The organism is Methylocystis sp., assembly GCF_051062815.1.
Taxonomy (GTDB): Bacteria; Pseudomonadota; Alphaproteobacteria; order Rhizobiales; family Beijerinckiaceae; genus Methylocystis.
The window spans coordinates 73,654-89,003 of record NZ_JBPFDU010000078.1 but is presented as its reverse complement, the minus strand read 5'-3'; the positions used below and the strand labels follow the sequence as shown (position 1 = coordinate 89,003).

At 62.4% G+C, this 15,350-nt stretch carries 16 protein-coding genes; 8 read left to right on the top strand and 8 right to left on the bottom strand.

Translation table 11 applies throughout. From position 1 onward, the window contains the following. The first annotated feature begins 17 nt into the window (after positions 1 to 17). Together ACR65W_RS15000 and ACR65W_RS14995 are read left to right on the top strand one after the other, a co-directional pair. Complete coding sequence (locus tag ACR65W_RS15000; protein ID WP_434500333.1) at positions 18 to 413, top strand: DUF2946 family protein; 396 nt, start codon at positions 18 to 20, stop codon at positions 411 to 413. Between the two features lie 172 nt (positions 414 to 585). Beyond that, positions 586 to 1,035 carry a hypothetical protein gene (locus tag ACR65W_RS14995; protein ID WP_434500332.1) on the top strand — a complete coding sequence of 150 codons (450 nt, stop codon included), beginning with the start codon at positions 586 to 588 and terminating at the stop codon, positions 1,033 to 1,035. 16 nt (positions 1,036 to 1,051) lie between these two features. On the opposite strand, the gene ACR65W_RS14990 is transcribed toward ACR65W_RS14995, so the two are convergent. Continuing rightward, positions 1,052 to 1,720 carry an O-methyltransferase gene (locus ACR65W_RS14990; RefSeq protein ID WP_434500331.1) on the bottom strand — a complete coding sequence of 223 codons (669 nt, stop codon included), beginning with the start codon at positions 1,718 to 1,720 and terminating at the stop codon, positions 1,052 to 1,054. Between the two features lie 201 nt (positions 1,721 to 1,921). Here ACR65W_RS14990 and ACR65W_RS14985 point away from each other — a divergent pair, with 201 nt between their 5' ends. Further along, positions 1,922 to 2,293 carry a hypothetical protein gene (locus tag ACR65W_RS14985; protein ID WP_123176631.1) on the top strand — a complete coding sequence of 124 codons (372 nt, stop codon included), beginning with the start codon at positions 1,922 to 1,924 and terminating at the stop codon, positions 2,291 to 2,293. Between the two features lie 87 nt (positions 2,294 to 2,380). On the opposite strand, the gene ACR65W_RS14980 is transcribed toward ACR65W_RS14985, so the two are convergent. After that, positions 2,381 to 4,219 carry a M3 family oligoendopeptidase gene (locus tag ACR65W_RS14980; protein WP_434500408.1) on the bottom strand — a complete coding sequence of 613 codons (1,839 nt, stop codon included), beginning with the start codon at positions 4,217 to 4,219 and terminating at the stop codon, positions 2,381 to 2,383. Positions 4,220 to 4,384: 165 nt separating this feature from the next. Between ACR65W_RS14980 and ACR65W_RS14975 the strand changes: the two genes are divergently transcribed. Next, positions 4,385 to 5,167 (top strand): hypothetical protein, encoded by a 783-nt coding sequence (locus ACR65W_RS14975; RefSeq protein ID WP_434500330.1) that lies wholly within the window; start codon positions 4,385 to 4,387, stop codon positions 5,165 to 5,167. Between the two features lie 122 nt (positions 5,168 to 5,289). On the opposite strand, the gene ACR65W_RS14970 is transcribed toward ACR65W_RS14975, so the two are convergent. Next, positions 5,290 to 6,459: a lytic murein transglycosylase gene (locus ACR65W_RS14970; protein WP_434500329.1), complete on the bottom strand. Its 1,170-nt coding sequence runs from the start codon at positions 6,457 to 6,459 to the stop codon at positions 5,290 to 5,292. A 186-nt stretch (positions 6,460 to 6,645) separates the two neighbouring features. Between ACR65W_RS14970 and irrA the strand changes: the two genes are divergently transcribed. Next, the gene (gene irrA / locus ACR65W_RS14965) at positions 6,646 to 7,128 is read left to right on the top strand and encodes an iron response transcriptional regulator IrrA (protein ID WP_434495543.1); all 483 of its coding nucleotides are present in this window, start codon (positions 6,646 to 6,648) and stop codon (positions 7,126 to 7,128) included. A gap of 90 nt (positions 7,129 to 7,218) precedes the next feature. Here the strand turns inward: irrA and ACR65W_RS14960 are convergent, their stop codons facing one another. Beyond that, positions 7,219 to 7,761: a peroxiredoxin gene (locus ACR65W_RS14960; protein WP_434500328.1), complete on the bottom strand. Its 543-nt coding sequence runs from the start codon at positions 7,759 to 7,761 to the stop codon at positions 7,219 to 7,221. A 148-nt stretch (positions 7,762 to 7,909) separates the two neighbouring features. Between ACR65W_RS14960 and ACR65W_RS14955 the strand changes: the two genes are divergently transcribed. Beyond that, complete coding sequence (locus ACR65W_RS14955) at positions 7,910 to 9,793, top strand: PHA/PHB synthase family protein (protein ID WP_434502779.1); 1,884 nt, start codon at positions 7,910 to 7,912, stop codon at positions 9,791 to 9,793. A 265-nt stretch (positions 9,794 to 10,058) separates the two neighbouring features. On the opposite strand, the gene lpdA is transcribed toward ACR65W_RS14955, so the two are convergent. The 3 genes from lpdA to rpmI all read right to left on the bottom strand — a co-directional run bounded on the left by lpdA (position 10,059) and on the right by rpmI (position 12,377). Further along, positions 10,059 to 11,498 carry a dihydrolipoyl dehydrogenase gene (lpdA, locus tag ACR65W_RS14950; RefSeq protein ID WP_434497837.1) on the bottom strand — a complete coding sequence of 480 codons (1,440 nt, stop codon included), beginning with the start codon at positions 11,496 to 11,498 and terminating at the stop codon, positions 10,059 to 10,061. A gap of 276 nt (positions 11,499 to 11,774) precedes the next feature. Further along, a complete protein-coding gene (rplT, locus tag ACR65W_RS14945; protein WP_123176639.1) occupies positions 11,775 to 12,140 on the bottom strand; it encodes a 50S ribosomal protein L20 in 366 nt (121 codons plus the stop codon). A gap of 36 nt (positions 12,141 to 12,176) precedes the next feature. Next, on the bottom strand, positions 12,177 to 12,377 hold the full coding sequence (gene rpmI / locus ACR65W_RS14940) for a 50S ribosomal protein L35 (RefSeq protein ID WP_434497836.1): 201 nt from the start codon (positions 12,375 to 12,377) through the stop codon (positions 12,177 to 12,179). Positions 12,378 to 12,756: 379 nt separating this feature from the next. Between rpmI and ACR65W_RS14935 the strand changes: the two genes are divergently transcribed. Beyond that, a complete protein-coding gene (locus ACR65W_RS14935; protein ID WP_434497838.1) occupies positions 12,757 to 13,869 on the top strand; it encodes an amidinotransferase in 1,113 nt (370 codons plus the stop codon). Positions 13,870 to 13,921: 52 nt separating this feature from the next. Here ACR65W_RS14935 and ACR65W_RS14930 read toward each other — a convergent pair whose 3' ends face one another. Then, positions 13,922 to 14,248: a DMT family transporter gene (locus tag ACR65W_RS14930; protein ID WP_434497835.1), complete on the bottom strand. Its 327-nt coding sequence runs from the start codon at positions 14,246 to 14,248 to the stop codon at positions 13,922 to 13,924. A 129-nt stretch (positions 14,249 to 14,377) separates the two neighbouring features. On the opposite strand from ACR65W_RS14930, the gene ACR65W_RS14925 reads away from it, so the two are divergent. Then, entirely contained in the window at positions 14,378 to 15,256 is an 879-nt protein-coding gene (locus ACR65W_RS14925) for a pirin family protein (protein ID WP_434497834.1), read from the top strand. Positions 15,257 to 15,350 lie beyond the last annotated feature (94 nt).

Genomic DNA, 15,350 nt, shown 5'->3' with positions numbered 1-15,350 from the left:
AATAGCTTCGACGGGCTATGAGCGCGCGCAGCGAAGTCAAAACATCGCAGTACGGTTCGACGGCGGTCACGCTGCTCGTCGCCTATCTGTTTGTTTTGCAAGGCCTCGCTGTCGGCGTTTCGTTCAGCGGACGCGGTTCGGGCCTCTTCGCCAACACGATCTGCTTTAGCAAGGCTTCCGGACCGCTTTCCGGAGATCCCGCGACGCCCGCACGTCCGGCGCGGCACGGCGACGTCTGTTGCGTCGCGCATTGCGCATCGCTCGGAGGCGCGACCGCCGCCTCGCCGTTCATCGGCGAGACGCCCCCGGCCGCGTCCTATTCGACGATCGGACTGGCCTTTGACGAGACATCTCGTCTTCCAGAGGCGTCGACCCCGCCGCTCGGCTCCCGCGCTCCTCCCGTCCTGATCTGACGCTTGCCGCAGCACTGCGGCGTCACGCCCCGACATGTCGGCATGCCGCCGGCCGGGAGAGTCAGACCAGCGTATCCGTCGTTTGTCAGCGTGCATCGCAGAAAGCACGCGCCGCTCAGTTCTCAGACTGGCGGTTGCGACGAGCCATCGGACCGCGCAGCGATTTGGGATCATGGAACAGAAAACTCATTTGGCGCCGCGCCTCGTTAAGCGGGCGCGCAGCGCCGCCTCGGGAGAACGGCGCTGCTCTCAGAGCGGAAAGCTGACCGCCGCGAGCGACGGCGACATCCGCGTCGCGCCTGAAGCCATTGCGGCCCCGGCGCCGACGCGCGGACGGGTGGAGGTCGTCGAGACCTATTTCGACCCCGACGGGCGGCCCATGAAGCGCAAAAGCCTGGGCGCAGCCAGGGTGGCGCGCTTCTATGACGCCAAGGGCAATCAGGTCGAGGAGGCCTATTTTAACGCCGAGGGCAAGCCCACGATCCGCAAGGATCTGGGCGCGGCGCGCATCTCCTGGCGCTATGACGACAGCGGCAACCAGGTGGAAGCCGCCCTGTTCGGGGCCGACGGCGCGCCTTTGCCCCGCAAGCGGCGGAGCAAACGGGCGTTCGACAGCGTTTGACGGGCGCTGAGGCGTCCTATTTGACGCGCGCGATCAAAAACCCGTCCCAACCCTTGGCGCCGACGGTTTGCACCGCCGTCGCTTCGACCCGCCCTTGCGCGGCGACGGCGTCAAACAGCGCGCGCGCTCCCAGCGCGCCACTGTCCGTGGCGGATGGGTCGGCGACGGCGCCCTCCCGAACGACATTGTCGACGATGATCAGCGCTCCGGGACGCGACAGCTTCAGCGCATAATCGAAATAGGCGGCGTTGTTGGGCTTATCGGCGTCGATGAAGGCAAGATCGAAAGCGTGCCCCCGCTCTGATTCAAGCAACGGCAACATTTCGAGCGCGGGGCCGACGCGCAGTTCGACGCGCGCGCTCATGCCTTCGCGGGCAATATTGGCGCGAGCGACCTCGGCGTGTCGCGCATCGACTTCGAAGGTGACGACCTTGCCGCCCTCGCCCACCGCCCGCGCCAGCCAGGTCGTCGAGTAGCCTCCAAGCGTCCCGACTTCGAGAACGCGTCTTGCGCCGATCGCGCAGGCGAGCAGATGCAGCAATTTGCCTTGCGGCGGCGAAACGTCGATCGCGGGAAGGCCAGCGCGCGCATTTGCCGCAAGCGTTTCCTCCTGCGCTTCTTCTTTGGAAATCAGCGCCGCGCCGATGTAGTCGTCCACGCGACGCCAGGCTTTTTCTTCGAACATTTGACGTCCCTTACATCGAGCGCTTAACGTTAGCTAAGGCGAAAATAAATTGACATCTCGCGTGATATCACGCGATGTTCCGCCGTCGTTCGCGCGCCAAAGCGCATGGACGCAAAAAGGCTTGATAGCCGCATTTCACGAGCCCCAGTTGGACTGCGGCCGATATGCTGCTCATCACAACACTTTATGGGAGCACAACAAATGATCAAGCTTGCTTTGACGACGGCCCTTGCCGCCGCCGCCTTTAGCGCATCGGCCTATGCCGCGCAGTGGAATGTGACCGAAGCGAATAAGGCGGGCATCAAGCGCGCGCAGGGCACCTGGACCGTCGCGACGGAAGGCGACAAGGTTTCGGGCAAGAGCGAAATGCAGCTCGATAACGGCTCCGTGCTGACCTACAAGCTTGAAGGCGAACTCACCGGCGGCGTTTACACGCTCAAACTCGTGGACCGCACCGATTCCAAGAAGAATTGCGTATGGACCGGCAAGCCCGTCGAGGGCGCCCATAACGTGTACATGGGCGAAGCCGTCTGCGACGGCGAAAAAATCGTGATCAGAGGCGGCCAGAACTAAGCGCCTGACAACAGCGTCTTCCAACAACAAACGCCGGCTCAACGCCGGCGTTTTTCGTTTGGCGCGCGCGTGTCGTCATCGCGCCAATTAGGCGTCCTCCATCGCCTCGAGTTCCGCGATCAGGCCTTCGATCATTTCAAGGCCGATGTTCCAGAACGCCGGATCCCGCGCGTCCAATCCGAAGGGCTTGAGAAGCTCGCCATAAGGCTTGGCGCCGCCCGCTTCGAGCAAAGCGAAATAGCGCTCGGCAAATCCTTCATGCGCTTTTTGATAAACGCCGTAGAGCGAATTCACCAGGCAATCGCCGAACGCATAGGCGTAGACGTAGAAGGGCGAATGGATGAAATGCGGGATATAGGCCCAGAAAGTTTCATAGCCGGGGCCCAGGCGGATCGAAGGGCCAAAGCTTTCGGCCTGCACGCTCATCCATAAGTCGCAGATCTGGTCTGCGGTCAGTTCGCCTTCCCGTCGCGCGTTATGCACCTTTCGCTCGAAGGCGTAGAACGCCATCTGCCGCACCACGGTGTTGAGCATGTCCTCCACCTTGGAGGCGAGCAGCGCCCGCTTTTGCGCCTTATCCGACGCTTGCGCGATGAGCGCGCGGAAGGTGAGCATTTCGCCGAAGACGGACGCCGTCTCCGCGAGCGTCAGCGGGGTCGGCGCCATCAAGGCGCCCTGCCGGGCCGCAAGCACCTGATGCACGCCATGGCCGAGTTCATGCGCGAGCGTCATCACGTCGCGCGTCTTTCCTTGGAAATTCAGCAGCACATAGGGATGCGCGGAAGGCACGGTCGGATGTGAAAAGGCCCCCGGCGCCTTACCCGGCCGCACCGGCGCGTCGATCCAGTTCTTCTCAAAGAAGCGCCCGGCGATCTCCGCCATGCGCGGCGCAAATCCGTCGTAAGCGTTGAGCACGATTTCGCGCGCTTCGGGCCAGGAATAGCGCTTGGCCGGCGTCGACGGCAGCGGCGCGCTGCGATCCCAATAGTCGAGCGCGTCCTTGCCGAACCATTTCGCCTTGAGCTTGTAATAGCGATGCGACAGGCGCGGATGCGCGGCCTCCACCGCTTGCGCGAGCGCCTCGACGACCTCGCGTTCGACGCGATTGGAGAGATGGCGCGAATCGGCGACGTCCTGGAAGCCGCGCCAGCGATCGGAGATTTCCTTATCCTTCGCCAACGTATTGGTGATGAGCGAAAAGGTGCGCAGATTGTTCTTGAGCGTCACGCCGATCGCCTGCGCCGCTTCCCGGCGCGTCTCTTCGCGCGGATCCTGCATCAGATTGAGCACGGGCTCGATCGCGAGCTCCTCGCCAGCGACCTTGAAGCGCAATCCGGCGATGGTCTCGTCGAAAAGACGATTCCAGGCGGCCGCGCCGGAGATATATTTCTCGTGGAACAGCTCTTCCAGCTTGTCCTCGAGTTCGTAGGGCTTCTCCTTGCGGATGTCTTCGAGCCACGGCTTCCAGCGCGAAAGCGGCTCCTTGCTGGCCGCGGCCATCAGCGTGGCGTCGTCCAACCGATTGAGCTCAAGCTGAAAAAACAGCAGCTGCGCCGAAGCGTTGGTGACCTTCTCCTGCACGTCGCCATAGAATTTCGCGCGCGCCGGATCGGTGGTGTCGCCGCTATAGAGCAGGCCGGCGAAAGACATTAGTCGCCCGAGCAAGTCCTGCAGCGCCTCGTAGCGCGCCAGCGCCTCGCCAAGCTTGACGCTGGCGTCCGGGGCTTTCGCCAGCGACTCGAGCTGGCCGCGATAATCCTTGCCGAATTGCGCAACCTCCTGCGCGGCCTTGGCGAGATCGGACGCGACCTGGGGAGAATCGACCCCCGGATAAAGATCGGCGAGATTCCATTCCGGCAGGCGTTCCGCGGTCTTCGCGGCGGGAGCTTCGGCGATCGAATGGGCAAAAGAACGGGCGCTGAACATGGCGGGGACCAAAATGGGCGGCTCCGACAAGCGAAGACGCGAGGAGCGGGGCAAGCCTAGATATGGCAAGAGGCCGGACGGGATCAACCTGCGGTCAGGGTCGGCGCCGGCGCCAGTTGCCTCTATAACAATATGGGGGCGAAAGAATCAGCTTAGGTGCGCGCAATGGCGGGAGAGCCCGATTTTCTCAGTTCAGTCACGTCGCGTTACGCCATGGCGCGAGATATTTTCGCGCGTGTCTCAACTTTCCTCAACAAAGCGACCTTCAAGATCAAGCGCGGGCCGCCGCTCGAAACGATTGGCGAGATCGCGAAGCGGTTCAAGACCGACGACTATGATCGGCTGACTCTGAAGGAACTCGCCGAGACCAAGGCGGGCGCCACTTTCATCGACGAGAAGATTCAAGACATCAACCGCGCGAGCTTTCATCGCTCCGCCTTCGTTCTGAACGCGTTCACCCATCTATTTTTCGTCGACCTCGCCGCGCAACTGTCGTTCTCGTTCCTCCAGCTCAAATTCGCGTTCGTGATCGCCAACATCGTTCTCGCGCTGCTGGCGCATTCCTCGGTGCGTCAAAGCTATCGCGCGCTGCTCGCGGGGCCGAATGCGCTTCCGCCCAAACGGCGCTTCTGGGGCATGTTTCCCAATCCCGCCTATAACCGCACGGTGAAGAAGAATTCACGCAGCTATGCGCAAAGCGCCTGGGAAGAAAAATCGCTGTTCCGGCCGGCCTATTTCATCAACGCGGCGCTCATCTTTCTCGGGGCGCAATTCATTCTTCCGCCGGACCGTCTCATTTTTCCCTTCAGCTTCATCGTCGGGAAAATTTCCGGACTGTTCACGACGCTGGTCATGGCCTTCGACGTCTGGCGCGGCTTTCGCGCCGGCGATGCGGCGCGGATCGCGCGCGAAAGGGAAGTCTCCGTCTACCGCGATCTCGACGTCTGAACCGCAGCGACTCTAGATCACGCTGCATTTTGGCGGAATCGCCAAAATGCAGCGTGATCGATTCCAATAGCTTAGAGCGCGCTCTACGCGAAAAACCGGATTCCACTTTTTCGCAGCGCGCTCTAGCGGCCGCGCAGCCGCGCCAGAACGTCTTTCGTCGCAAAGCCGTCGGCGGGCTGTATGCCCTGGCTCAATTGAAAGGCATGGATGGCGTTGCGGCTCGCGCGGCCGAGCTTGCCGTCGAACGTGCCACGATAGAATCCACGCTCCGTCAACAGCTGCTGCATCGCCTTGACGTCGGCGGTCGACAGCGGCGCGACCTTCGGCCAGGGCGCGATCGGGATATTGCGCCCGGCGATGCGCTCGGCGAGCAGCGCGACCGACATCGCATAGGCGTCGGACGTATTGTATTGGCGGATGACTTCGAAATTGTCGGTGATCAGAAAGGCCGGGCCGCTCGCGCCGGCCGGCAGATAAAGACTTGCAGCGCCGCCGCCGGGGAGCGCGCCGCCGTCGGCGCGGGTTACGCCGAGCTGCCGCCAGCGGGCGAAGTCGAGATCGAAGGCGCCATAGTCGAACCCCTCGGGCAGTCGCACTTCGACGACGGCGGGCAATCCGGCGACCCATCCGGATTTCGCCAGGAAATTGGCGATGGAGGCCACGGCGTCGCCGCGCGAGCGCCAGATGTCCGGCGCGCCGCCGCCCGCGTCGCTTTCGGCATATTTGAGATAGGCGGAAGGCATGAATTGCGGTTGGCCCATGGCGCCGGCCCAGGAGCCGCGCAATTGCGCCCGCGTCGCATAGCCCCTCTCCAGCATCACGAGCGCGGCGACAAATTCCTCGATGAAGGTTTCGGCGCGATGCCCCTTCCACGCCAGCGACGCCAGGACGCGCAGCGCGTCAGAGCCGCCGGCCGCCGTTCCGAAATTGCTCTCGACGCCCAGAATGGCGACGACGATCTCGCTTGGGACGCCATGACGGGACTGGGCCCGACCGAGCGGCCCCGCGAGTTCGGCGGCGACCGCACGGCCGCGCGCCACGCGACCATTCGTCACGGCGCCCGCGAGATAGGCGGGAATCGAGATGGTGAACTCGGACTGCGCGCGCGGCTTCGCCGAGACCGATGGGTCCGGCGCAAGTCCGGCGATCGCCGAGTCGAAGGTTTCGCGCGAGACGCCGGCGGCCTGCGCTGACGGCCACAGGCCCTGCAAAAACGCCTCGAACGTGTCGGCCTTGGCGCGGCCTCCGGCAAGCCAGAGAGCGGCGACCGCACGAACCGACGCGCTGAGCATCTGACGTCGATCAATCCCTGCACAGAGTATTGGCTCAAGGCGCCGCATCATTAGCCAGTCCTTTGCTGCTTCTTTGGAAATATTACACCTTCCGCCATTTCGTTTGACAGGGGGCAGGCGCTGCCCTCTACTGAAAAAAGCTTAATGTATGAATAGGGAGCGAGTGATGCTCGCCTGTCGCGAAGAATGACTCATCAACCTTCGACTACGAGTTTCGACCGTTCGATCAAGCTGCGCGATCAATCCCCCGAGAGCGCAACGAAGATCTCGGATATCAAAGCGCGGCTGCGCGGCGCAGGTCTGCGCCCCACCGTTCAGCGGCTCGCTCTGAGCCGGCTGCTGTTCGGCAATGGCGATCGACATGTGAGCGCCGAGGCTTTGCACGCTGAAGCGCGCGAAGCCGGTCTGACGATGTCTCTCTCCACGGTCTACAACACGCTCAACCAGTTCGCTGGAGCAGGGCTGTTGCGCGAGATCGCCGTACAGGGACCCCGCACCTACTTCCACACCCGCACCTCGCCGCACCACCATTTCATGGATGAAGCGACGGGCCGCATGTTCGACGCCGCCGATGGCTCTGTCGAATTCACGCGGTTGCCGGCGCCGCCGGAAGGGATGGAAATCGTCGGCTGCGACGTGATCATCCGCATTCGCCCGAAGAGGGGGTGAACGACGGGCCGCCGCAGGATGCGCGATGGCGCTTTTGCGCGTCGGTTGGCTGGCCTATGCAATACGGACGATCGCCCCCTTGCTCGCAGCTTACTTCCGCTGCGCGTCGCGCCACTGCCGCACGACGGCGAGCGCATTCTCAATATGCTTCGTTGCGCCGGCATCCTCTACCGCCGTGAGAATCTTCCCGTCCGGCGCGATGACATAGGAGATGCGGTTCGCGAACATCGCTCCCGCGACCGGAACCTTGAAGGCGGCGTCATAGGCGTTGATCACCTTGAAGCCCGGATCGGCGCCGACCGGAAATTTGTCCCGGCACTCTTTCGTCGAGAATTCGCGCTGCGTGGCGATCTTGTCGCTCGACACGCCGATGACGCTCGCGCCCATGGCGGCGAACTGCTCCATGGCTTCGGCGAATTCATGCGCCTCGAGCGTGCAGACGCTCGTGAACGACTTCGGATAGAAATACAGCACGACCGGGCCCTTCTCGAGCGCCTGCCGCAGCGAGAAGGAAAACTCCTTGCCGCCCTGCGCCGCCTCCAAACTGAAGTCGGGCGCGGCGTCGCCAGGCTTGAGAGCGGCGAGCGCGACGCTCGAGACGAGAGTCAAGAAGACGGCGGCGATGGCTCTCATTAGGGCTCTCCTAAGCGGTCGACATTCCTTCACAAGGACATGGTAGCGCTCGCCTCCCGGCCAAGTCCGGGAAACGCAATGTTGCGGCGCAGCATTCCCCGAAATAGAATCAGAATCCAGTCGAGCGCCTCGCGCTTAAAGGACGTTGATGACAAAGCACCCCAATGCCGCGCAGCCGAACCCTGCGCGCGCAGAGCAGACATCTTCTAGCCATCGCCACCCCTCCCCTGCCCATGACTTTCCGCGCCTCGCGTCGAAAGCCTTCGTCGAAGCGTGGCCAAGCGCCTTTCTGGCGGCGGAGCGCGCCGCCGACAGAGACCCTTACGGCTACGCGGCGCTGAGCAATGTCATCGACCGCTCGCTTCACGCAAGCGTCGCCCATCTGACCGGCGGCCTCTCGCCCGCCGCCATGGCCGGCGCCTATTGGGACTGGGCGGCGCATCTTGCGTCAGCGCCAGGAAAGCAGATGCAGCTTGCCGAAAAGGCGATGCGCAAAAGCTGGCGGTTCGCCAATTACGCTTGGCGCTGCGCGCTGCAGCCGAACGCCGCGCCCTGCATCGAGCCGCTGCCGCAGGATAAAAGATTTGCCGGCGAAGCGTGGCGGACTTGGCCCTATGCGCTGCTCTACCAGGGTTTTCTGCTCAATCAGCAGTGGTGGCACAACGCCACGACGGGAATCGGCGGCGTCACCAAGCAGCATGAAAACGTCGTCGAATTCGCCTCGCGGCAATTGCTCGACATGTTCTCGCCGTCGAATTTTCTGCTGACCAATCCCGAGGCGCTGCAACGCACGCTGGAGACCGGCGGCGTCAATCTCGTCTATGGCCTGCAGAATTTTCTCGAAGACATGGAGCGGCGCGCCGGCGGCAAGCGGCCTGTCGGCGCCGACGCCTTCGTTCCGGGTCAGAACGTCGCGATCACGCCGGGCAAGGTGATCTACCGCAACCGGCTGATCGAGCTCATCCAATATGCGCCGTCGACAGAAACGGTGCGGCCGGAGCCCGTGCTCATCACGCCCGCCTGGATCATGAAATATTACATTCTCGATCTATCGCCGCATAATTCGCTGGTGCGGTTTTTGACCGAGCAAGGCTTCACTGTCTTCATGATCTCCTGGCGTAACCCGAACGCCGAAGATCGTGATCTCGACATGGACGCCTATCGCAGGCTCGGCGTGATGGCCGCGCTCGACGTGATCTCGCGACTCATGCCGGACCGAAAGATCCATGCGGCCGGCTATTGCCTGGGCGGAACGCTGCTCGCGATCGCCGCCGCCGCAATGGCGCGCGACAATGACGAACGCCTCAAGAGCGTGACCTTGCTCGCGGCGCAAACCGATTTCACCGAAGCCGGAGAACTGACGCTCTTCGTCAATGAAAGCCAACTCAACTTTCTCGAAGATCTGATGTGGGAGCACGGCTTTCTCGATTCCAAAGAGATGGCCGGCGCGTTCCAACTCCTGCGCTCCAATGATCTTGTCTGGTCCTATGCGCTCAAATCCTATCTCATGGGCGAGCGCGAGCCGATGACCGACATGATGGCCTGGAACGCCGACGCGACGCGCATGCCCTACAAGATGCATTCGGAATATCTGCGGCGGCTTTTTCTCAACAATGATCTCGCCGAGGGCCGGCTGCGCGTCAACGGCGGCGCCGTCGCGCTCAACGATATTCGCGCCCCGATTTTCGCCGTCGGCACGGAGCGCGATCATGTCGCGCCCTGGCGCTCGGTTTATAAGATCCACCTGCTCGCCGACGCGCAAATCACCTTCCTGTTGACCAGCGGCGGACATAACGCCGGCATCGTCTCGGCGCCCGAGAAGAAGCGCGGCGAGTACCGCTTCACGAGCCGTGTGGACGGCGAGCATTACGCCGACCCCGCAGAATGGGTGAAGATCGCGGCTGTCAGGGAAGGATCCTGGTGGCCGGAATGGAGCGCCTGGCTCGCCGCCCGTTCCGGCCCGCCGGTCGCGCCGCCTCTGATGGCCGAAGCGCTCTGCGACGCGCCGGGAACCTATGTGCTGCAGAACTGACGGGCTGGGACGTCGTGGACAGGCATTTCCGTCCTAACGGGTCCTCCCCGACGCGCGCAAGCGCGATCGGGGATCCAGAGCAACATCTACGACATTTGTTATGAATCTGGATTCCCGATCGCGCGCCAAACGCGCGTCGGGAACGGCATGGCTGCGTGAGTTCGTCATTGCGAGCGAAGCGAAGCAATCCAGCAGTCGCCGCGCGATTCTGGATTGCTTCGTCGCTGCGCTCCTCGCAATGACGACCGACACACTTGGGTTCGCCTCAAACGTGAATCGCGCGGCCGAAGGCCGCGAGCACGCTCTCATGCATGGTTTCCGACAGCGTCGGATGCGGAAAGATCGTGCGGATCAGCTCTTCTTCGGTCGTCTCGAGATTCATGGCGATGACGAAGCCCTGGATCATTTCCGTGGCTTCGACTCCAAAAATATGCGCGCCGAGCAGCCGCCCGCTCTTGGCGTCGAAGATCGTCTTCACCACGCCTTCGAGTTCGCCGAGCGCGATCGCCTTGCCATTGGCGAGATAGGGAAAGCAGCCGATCTTGACGTCGATCCCCTGCTCCTTCGCCTTCGCCTCGGTCAGGCCGACGGACGCGACCTGCGGATGACAATAGGTGCAGCCCGGCACGCGAGATTTATCGAGCGCGTGCGCATCCCTTCCAGCGATCGCCTCGACGCAGGATACGCCTTCATGCTCCGCCTTATGCGCGAGCATCGGACCGCCGGCGACGTCGCCGATCGCGTAAACGCCTTCGACATTGGTGCGCCCTAAGCCATCGATCTTGATGACGCCCCGCTCGAGCGCTACGCCGAGCGCCTCTAACCCGAGATTTTCGACATTGGCGACGACGCCGATCGCCGACAGCGCGCGCTCGACTTCCAGCGTCTGCGTCTCGCCGTCCGCGGGTTTCAGCGTCACGACGAGACTGTCGGCTTTCTTTTCCACGCCCGTCACCGTCGTCGCGACGCGAATGTCGATCCCCTGCTTTTTGAACGATCGATGCGCCAGAGCGGCGATCTCTTCGTCTTCGCTCGGAAGAATATGCGGCAGCGCTTCGACGAGAATGACCTCGACGCCGAACGTCCGATAGAAGGAGGCGAATTCGACGCCGATGGCGCCGGCGCCAACTATCAATAGCGATTTTGGAAAGCGCTCCGGCTTCATCGCCTCGAAATAGGTCCAGACGAGTCGCCCATCGGGCTCGAGGCCCGGCAGAACGCGCGGGCGGGCGCCGGTCGCGATAATGATGTGTTTCGCCTGATAGACGCCGTGGTCGAGCCTCGTTTTCGGCGAGGGCAATTGCGGCAGCATGGGCGGTTTGGTCGGCGCGGCGACGCGCACCTCGCCCTTTGCGGCGAGCGTCGCCTCGCCCCATATGACGTCGATCTTGTTCTTCTTGAGCAGAAACGCCACGCCGCCATTGAGCCGCGTCGCCGCCTCGCGCGAATGCGCGACGATGCGCGCGACGTCGGCGCTTAGGGCGCCTGCCGAAACGCCGAACCGCTCGCCCTCCTTGGCGAGACGATAGACCTCGGCCGAGCGCAGCAGCGCTTTCGTCGGGATGCAGCCCCAGTTCAGGCAAATGCCGCCAAGATGTTCGCGCTCGACGACCGCGGTCTTCAGCCCCAATTGCGCCGCGCGGATTGCGGCGACATAGCCGCCGGGCCCGCCGCCGATGACGATGAGATCATATGTGTCGGTCATGCTTCGTCCTAGCTTCCCCACCGGATTATAGGCCAGGCCAAGCCAAAGGGGAGACCGCTTGCGCGGCCAAGAGCCCGCGTGAGCATGTCTTCAGCGCTGGAGATTGATCTGAAAATTACGGCCTTGCGAAAAGCATAATGTCGTCGAGCGTATCGCATGCCGGCGCGACAGCTCGGGACGACGCATGAAATCCGCAGCGTCAGCCGATGATCGAGTTTAAAAACAAAAAGCCCCCCGCAGGCTGCGGGAGGCTCGAATGTGTTCGCGATATAAGTCTTAGGCGGCCTGCGGCAACGCCGATTTAGCCTGCGCCACGATCGCCGCGAAGGCTTCGGGCTGGTGGATGGCGAGATCCGACAAAACCTTGCGGTCGACTTCGATCCCGCCTTTGGCGAGCCCGTCGATGAACCTCGAATAGGTCAGCCCGTGCGCGCGCACGGCGGCGTTGAGCCGTTGGATCCACAGCGCGCGGAACACACGCTTCTTCGCCTTGCGGTCGCGCGTCGCATATTGCATCGAGCGGTCGACTGCGGCCTTGGCGGCGCGAATCGTATTCTTGCGGCGGCCGTAGAAGCCTTTGGCCGCCTTGAGGGTCTTCTTATGTTTGGCGTGCGATGTGACGCCACGCTTGACGCGAGCCATGACGAACTCCTTTGCGAAAAAGTGCGGTTCTGCGGATCAGCTGTTCGGCAGGAAGTATTTCTTGACGTTGTCGCCGTCAGTCTTGAACAAGACGGCCGTGCCGCGCAGATTTCTGATCTGCTTGTTCGTCCGCTTGATCATCCCGTGGCGCTTGCCCCGCTGGGCGTAGACCACTTTCCCGGTGCCGGTGATCTTGAAGCGCTTTTTCGCGCCGGATTTCGTCTTCAGTTTGGGCATTTTGCTCTCCCGGGCTCTGAGCCCTGTTGTTTGCGCCGCAGGAAATTGGTCCAAACGACGCGTGTTCGCGCGAGCGAAAGAACCGCCACGGCAGCCCATCACTGGCCGGGCGGTTCTGTAGAGCGCGGTTTATTGCCCAACGCCGGGGGAAACGCAAGTCCGCGCAAGCCAGTCCGCGCAAGCCTTGGGAGCGCCAGGAGTAGACGGCCCCGCCTCTTGGCGACATAGTCCGACCGCCAAGAAGGCTTGAGTCGGCAACAAAGCGAGGAAGACCAGGCAGCGCGACGTTAAACCAAGAAATAACGCCGTTTTTTCGCAAGATTGAAGAACAATCGGAAAGCGCTAGATGTCACTCGCTGGAAACGATCCGGGGCGCATTATGAATATGCATGCATCTATGGGGGCCGCGATTGCCGCGGACTGTCCAGTCAATTCCCACAATGAGTGGGATCCACTGGAGGAGATCATCGTCGGCCGCCTCGAGGGCTCGACGATTCCTTCCGACCATCCGGTCGTCACCTGCAACATCCCCGGCATGGCCGCGCGCGCCCAGTCGCTCGCCGCCGGATTTCGCTTTCCGAAATTCATGATCGAGCCGGCGCAGCAGGAGCTCGACGGTTTCATCGCTTTGCTCGAGTCGCTCGGCGTCACGGTGACGCGGCCCGAAGCGGTCAATCATAAGGCGAAATTTTCGACGCCGCACTGGTCGTCGCGCGGCTTCTGCAATTCCTGCCCGCGCGATTCCATGCTCGTCTTCGGCGACGAGATTCTCGAAACGCCGATGGCCTGGCCCTGCCGCTATTTCGAAACGCACTCCTATCGGCCGATCCTGAAGGACTATTTTAAGCGCGGCGCGCGCTGGACCTCGGCGCCCAAGCCGCAACTCACCGACGAACTCTTCGACCCCGATTTTACCCTGCCCGAGAAGGGCGAGCCGCTCCGCTACATTCTCACCGAATTCGAGCCGGTGTTCGACGCCGCCGATTTCTTCCGCTGCGGCCGCGATATTTTCGTCACGCGCTCCAATGTGACGAACGCCATGGGCATCGACTGGCTGCGCCGCCATCTGGGCGAGGGCTATCGCATCCATGAGATCAAGAGCCGCTGCCCCAATCCGATGCATATCGACACGACGATCCTGCCGCTGGGGCCGGGTCGCGTGCTCATCAATCCCGAATACATCAATCCCGACGAACTGCCCGACATTTTGAAGAAATGGGACATTCTCGTCGCGCCGGAGCCCGATCCGATCAACGACCGCATTCTCGCGATCACCTCGATGTGCGGCAAATGGCTCAGCATGAACATTCTGATGATCGACGAGAAGCGCGTCATCGTCGATCCGCATCACACCAACATGATGCGGCAGATGGAGAAGTGGGGCTACGAGCCGATCCCCTGCTCGTTCCTGCACTATGCGGCGTTCGGCGGCGCGTTCCACTGCGCGACGCTCGACGTGCGGCGGCGCGGAACGCTCGAAAGCTATTTCTGATTCACGCGCGACGCTTTCCCGACGCTCGTCGCACGGGCGTCGGGGCGCGCTCTTACTTCATATCCACGCCACCGAGCCGCAGGCCGATGATGCCCAGAATAATAAGGCCGATCGAGCCTAAACGCAGAAAGGTCGTCGGTTCGTTAAAGAGGTAAACGCCCACAAGCGTCGCCGCGGCGATGCTTGTTCCGGTCCATGCGGCGTAAGCCGTGCCGGCGGGAATCGTTTTCACGGCTAGGCCCAGGCATCCGACGCTCGCCGCCATAAAAAAAACCATGATGAGCGAAGGCCAAAGCCGCGTGAATCCTTGGGCATATTTCATCCCGATGAGCCAGCCGACCTCGCAGAGGCTGCCGATAAAAAGGATGATCCAGTCCATCTAACCGTCCTTGCCATGCGACGTCGTCGCCGCGTCCGGCGACTTGTGGATTTTGCGGTCCGATCCGTCAAGAACCGCCGATTTGCATTTCGCCCGACGCCGCCCACATAGGCCGCAAGGAGCTTCCTCATGAGAAAAATTGTCGGCGTTCACCCCGCCCCGGACTCCATACACTGGGTCGGCGACGGCTTTCCGGTGCGTTCGCTGTTTTCGCATCACGAACATGGCGCGCGGGTGAGCCCCTTCTTGCTGTTCGACTATGCGGGACCGTTCGACTTTCCACCAACCGCCAAACGGCGCGGCGTCGGCGCCCATCCGCATCGCGGCTTCGAGACGGTGACGATCGTCCTGGACGGCGAACTCGCACATCGCGACTCGACCGGCGCCGGCGGACTTATCGGTCCCGGCGACGTGCAGTGGATGCGCGCGGCCTCGGGCGTCGTCCACGAGGAGTATCATTCCGAAAGCTTCGGCAAGTCGGGCGGACGGTTCGAGGTCGTGCAGCTTTGGGTCAATCTGCCGGCCCGCGAGAAGATGAGCCCGCCGCGCTACCAGACCCTCCTCGACAAGGACATTCCGCGCGTCGATCTGCCAGATGACGCCGGAATCGTCCGCGTCATCGCCGGGGAATTCGATGGCCATCGCGGACCTGCGCAAACGGCGACGCCGATTGATCTTTGGGACGTGCGGATTGACGCGGGAAAGCGCGCCCGCTTCACGCTTCCCGAAGGCCATACGGCGCTTGCGGCGGTTCTCGAAGGAACGGTCGAAGCCAATGGCGAGAAGATCGCGCGCGCAACCGACGTTGTCGTATTCGAGGAGGAAGGCGGCGACATCGTCTTCGAAGCCAACAATGACGTGAAGCTGATCCTCATGAGCGGCGAGCCGATTGACGAGCCCGTGGAGCAACAAGGTCCATTCGTGATGAATACGCAGGACGAATTGCGGCAGGCCTTCGCCGATTATCAATCAGGACGGTTCGGCGTCATCGCGCCGCAGGGCGGCTAGAGCGATTCCCGATCACATGCAATCATGTGATCGATAAGGAATCGCTCAAAAATGGAATGTTGAAGCAGGTTCTCAACGAAAAAGTCCGTCAACT

Excerpts from the sequence above, each read along its gene's own strand:
- ACR65W_RS15000 (WP_434500333.1), top strand. The coding sequence starts at position 18 with ATGAGCGCGCGCAGCGAAGTCAAAACATCGCAGTACGGTTCGACGGCG.
- ACR65W_RS14995 (WP_434500332.1), top strand. The coding sequence starts at position 586 with ATGGAACAGAAAACTCATTTGGCGCCGCGCCTCGTTAAGCGGGCGCGC.
- ACR65W_RS14990 (WP_434500331.1), bottom strand. The coding sequence starts at position 1,720 with ATGTTCGAAGAAAAAGCCTGGCGTCGCGTGGACGACTACATCGGCGCG.
- ACR65W_RS14985 (WP_123176631.1), top strand. The coding sequence starts at position 1,922 with ATGATCAAGCTTGCTTTGACGACGGCCCTTGCCGCCGCCGCCTTTAGC.
- ACR65W_RS14980 (WP_434500408.1), bottom strand. The coding sequence starts at position 4,219 with ATGTTCAGCGCCCGTTCTTTTGCCCATTCGATCGCCGAAGCTCCCGCC.
- ACR65W_RS14975 (WP_434500330.1), top strand. The coding sequence starts at position 4,385 with ATGGCGGGAGAGCCCGATTTTCTCAGTTCAGTCACGTCGCGTTACGCC.
- ACR65W_RS14970 (WP_434500329.1), bottom strand. The coding sequence starts at position 6,459 with ATGCTCAGCGCGTCGGTTCGTGCGGTCGCCGCTCTCTGGCTTGCCGGA.
- irrA (WP_434495543.1), top strand. The coding sequence starts at position 6,646 with ATGACTCATCAACCTTCGACTACGAGTTTCGACCGTTCGATCAAGCTG.
- ACR65W_RS14960 (WP_434500328.1), bottom strand. The coding sequence starts at position 7,761 with ATGAGAGCCATCGCCGCCGTCTTCTTGACTCTCGTCTCGAGCGTCGCG.
- ACR65W_RS14955 (WP_434502779.1), top strand. The coding sequence starts at position 7,910 with ATGACAAAGCACCCCAATGCCGCGCAGCCGAACCCTGCGCGCGCAGAG.
- lpdA (WP_434497837.1), bottom strand. The coding sequence starts at position 11,498 with ATGACCGACACATATGATCTCATCGTCATCGGCGGCGGGCCCGGCGGC.
- rplT (WP_123176639.1), bottom strand. The coding sequence starts at position 12,140 with ATGGCTCGCGTCAAGCGTGGCGTCACATCGCACGCCAAACATAAGAAG.
- rpmI (WP_434497836.1), bottom strand. The coding sequence starts at position 12,377 with ATGCCCAAACTGAAGACGAAATCCGGCGCGAAAAAGCGCTTCAAGATC.
- ACR65W_RS14935 (WP_434497838.1), top strand. The coding sequence starts at position 12,757 with ATGAATATGCATGCATCTATGGGGGCCGCGATTGCCGCGGACTGTCCA.
- ACR65W_RS14930 (WP_434497835.1), bottom strand. The coding sequence starts at position 14,248 with ATGGACTGGATCATCCTTTTTATCGGCAGCCTCTGCGAGGTCGGCTGG.
- ACR65W_RS14925 (WP_434497834.1), top strand. The coding sequence starts at position 14,378 with ATGAGAAAAATTGTCGGCGTTCACCCCGCCCCGGACTCCATACACTGG.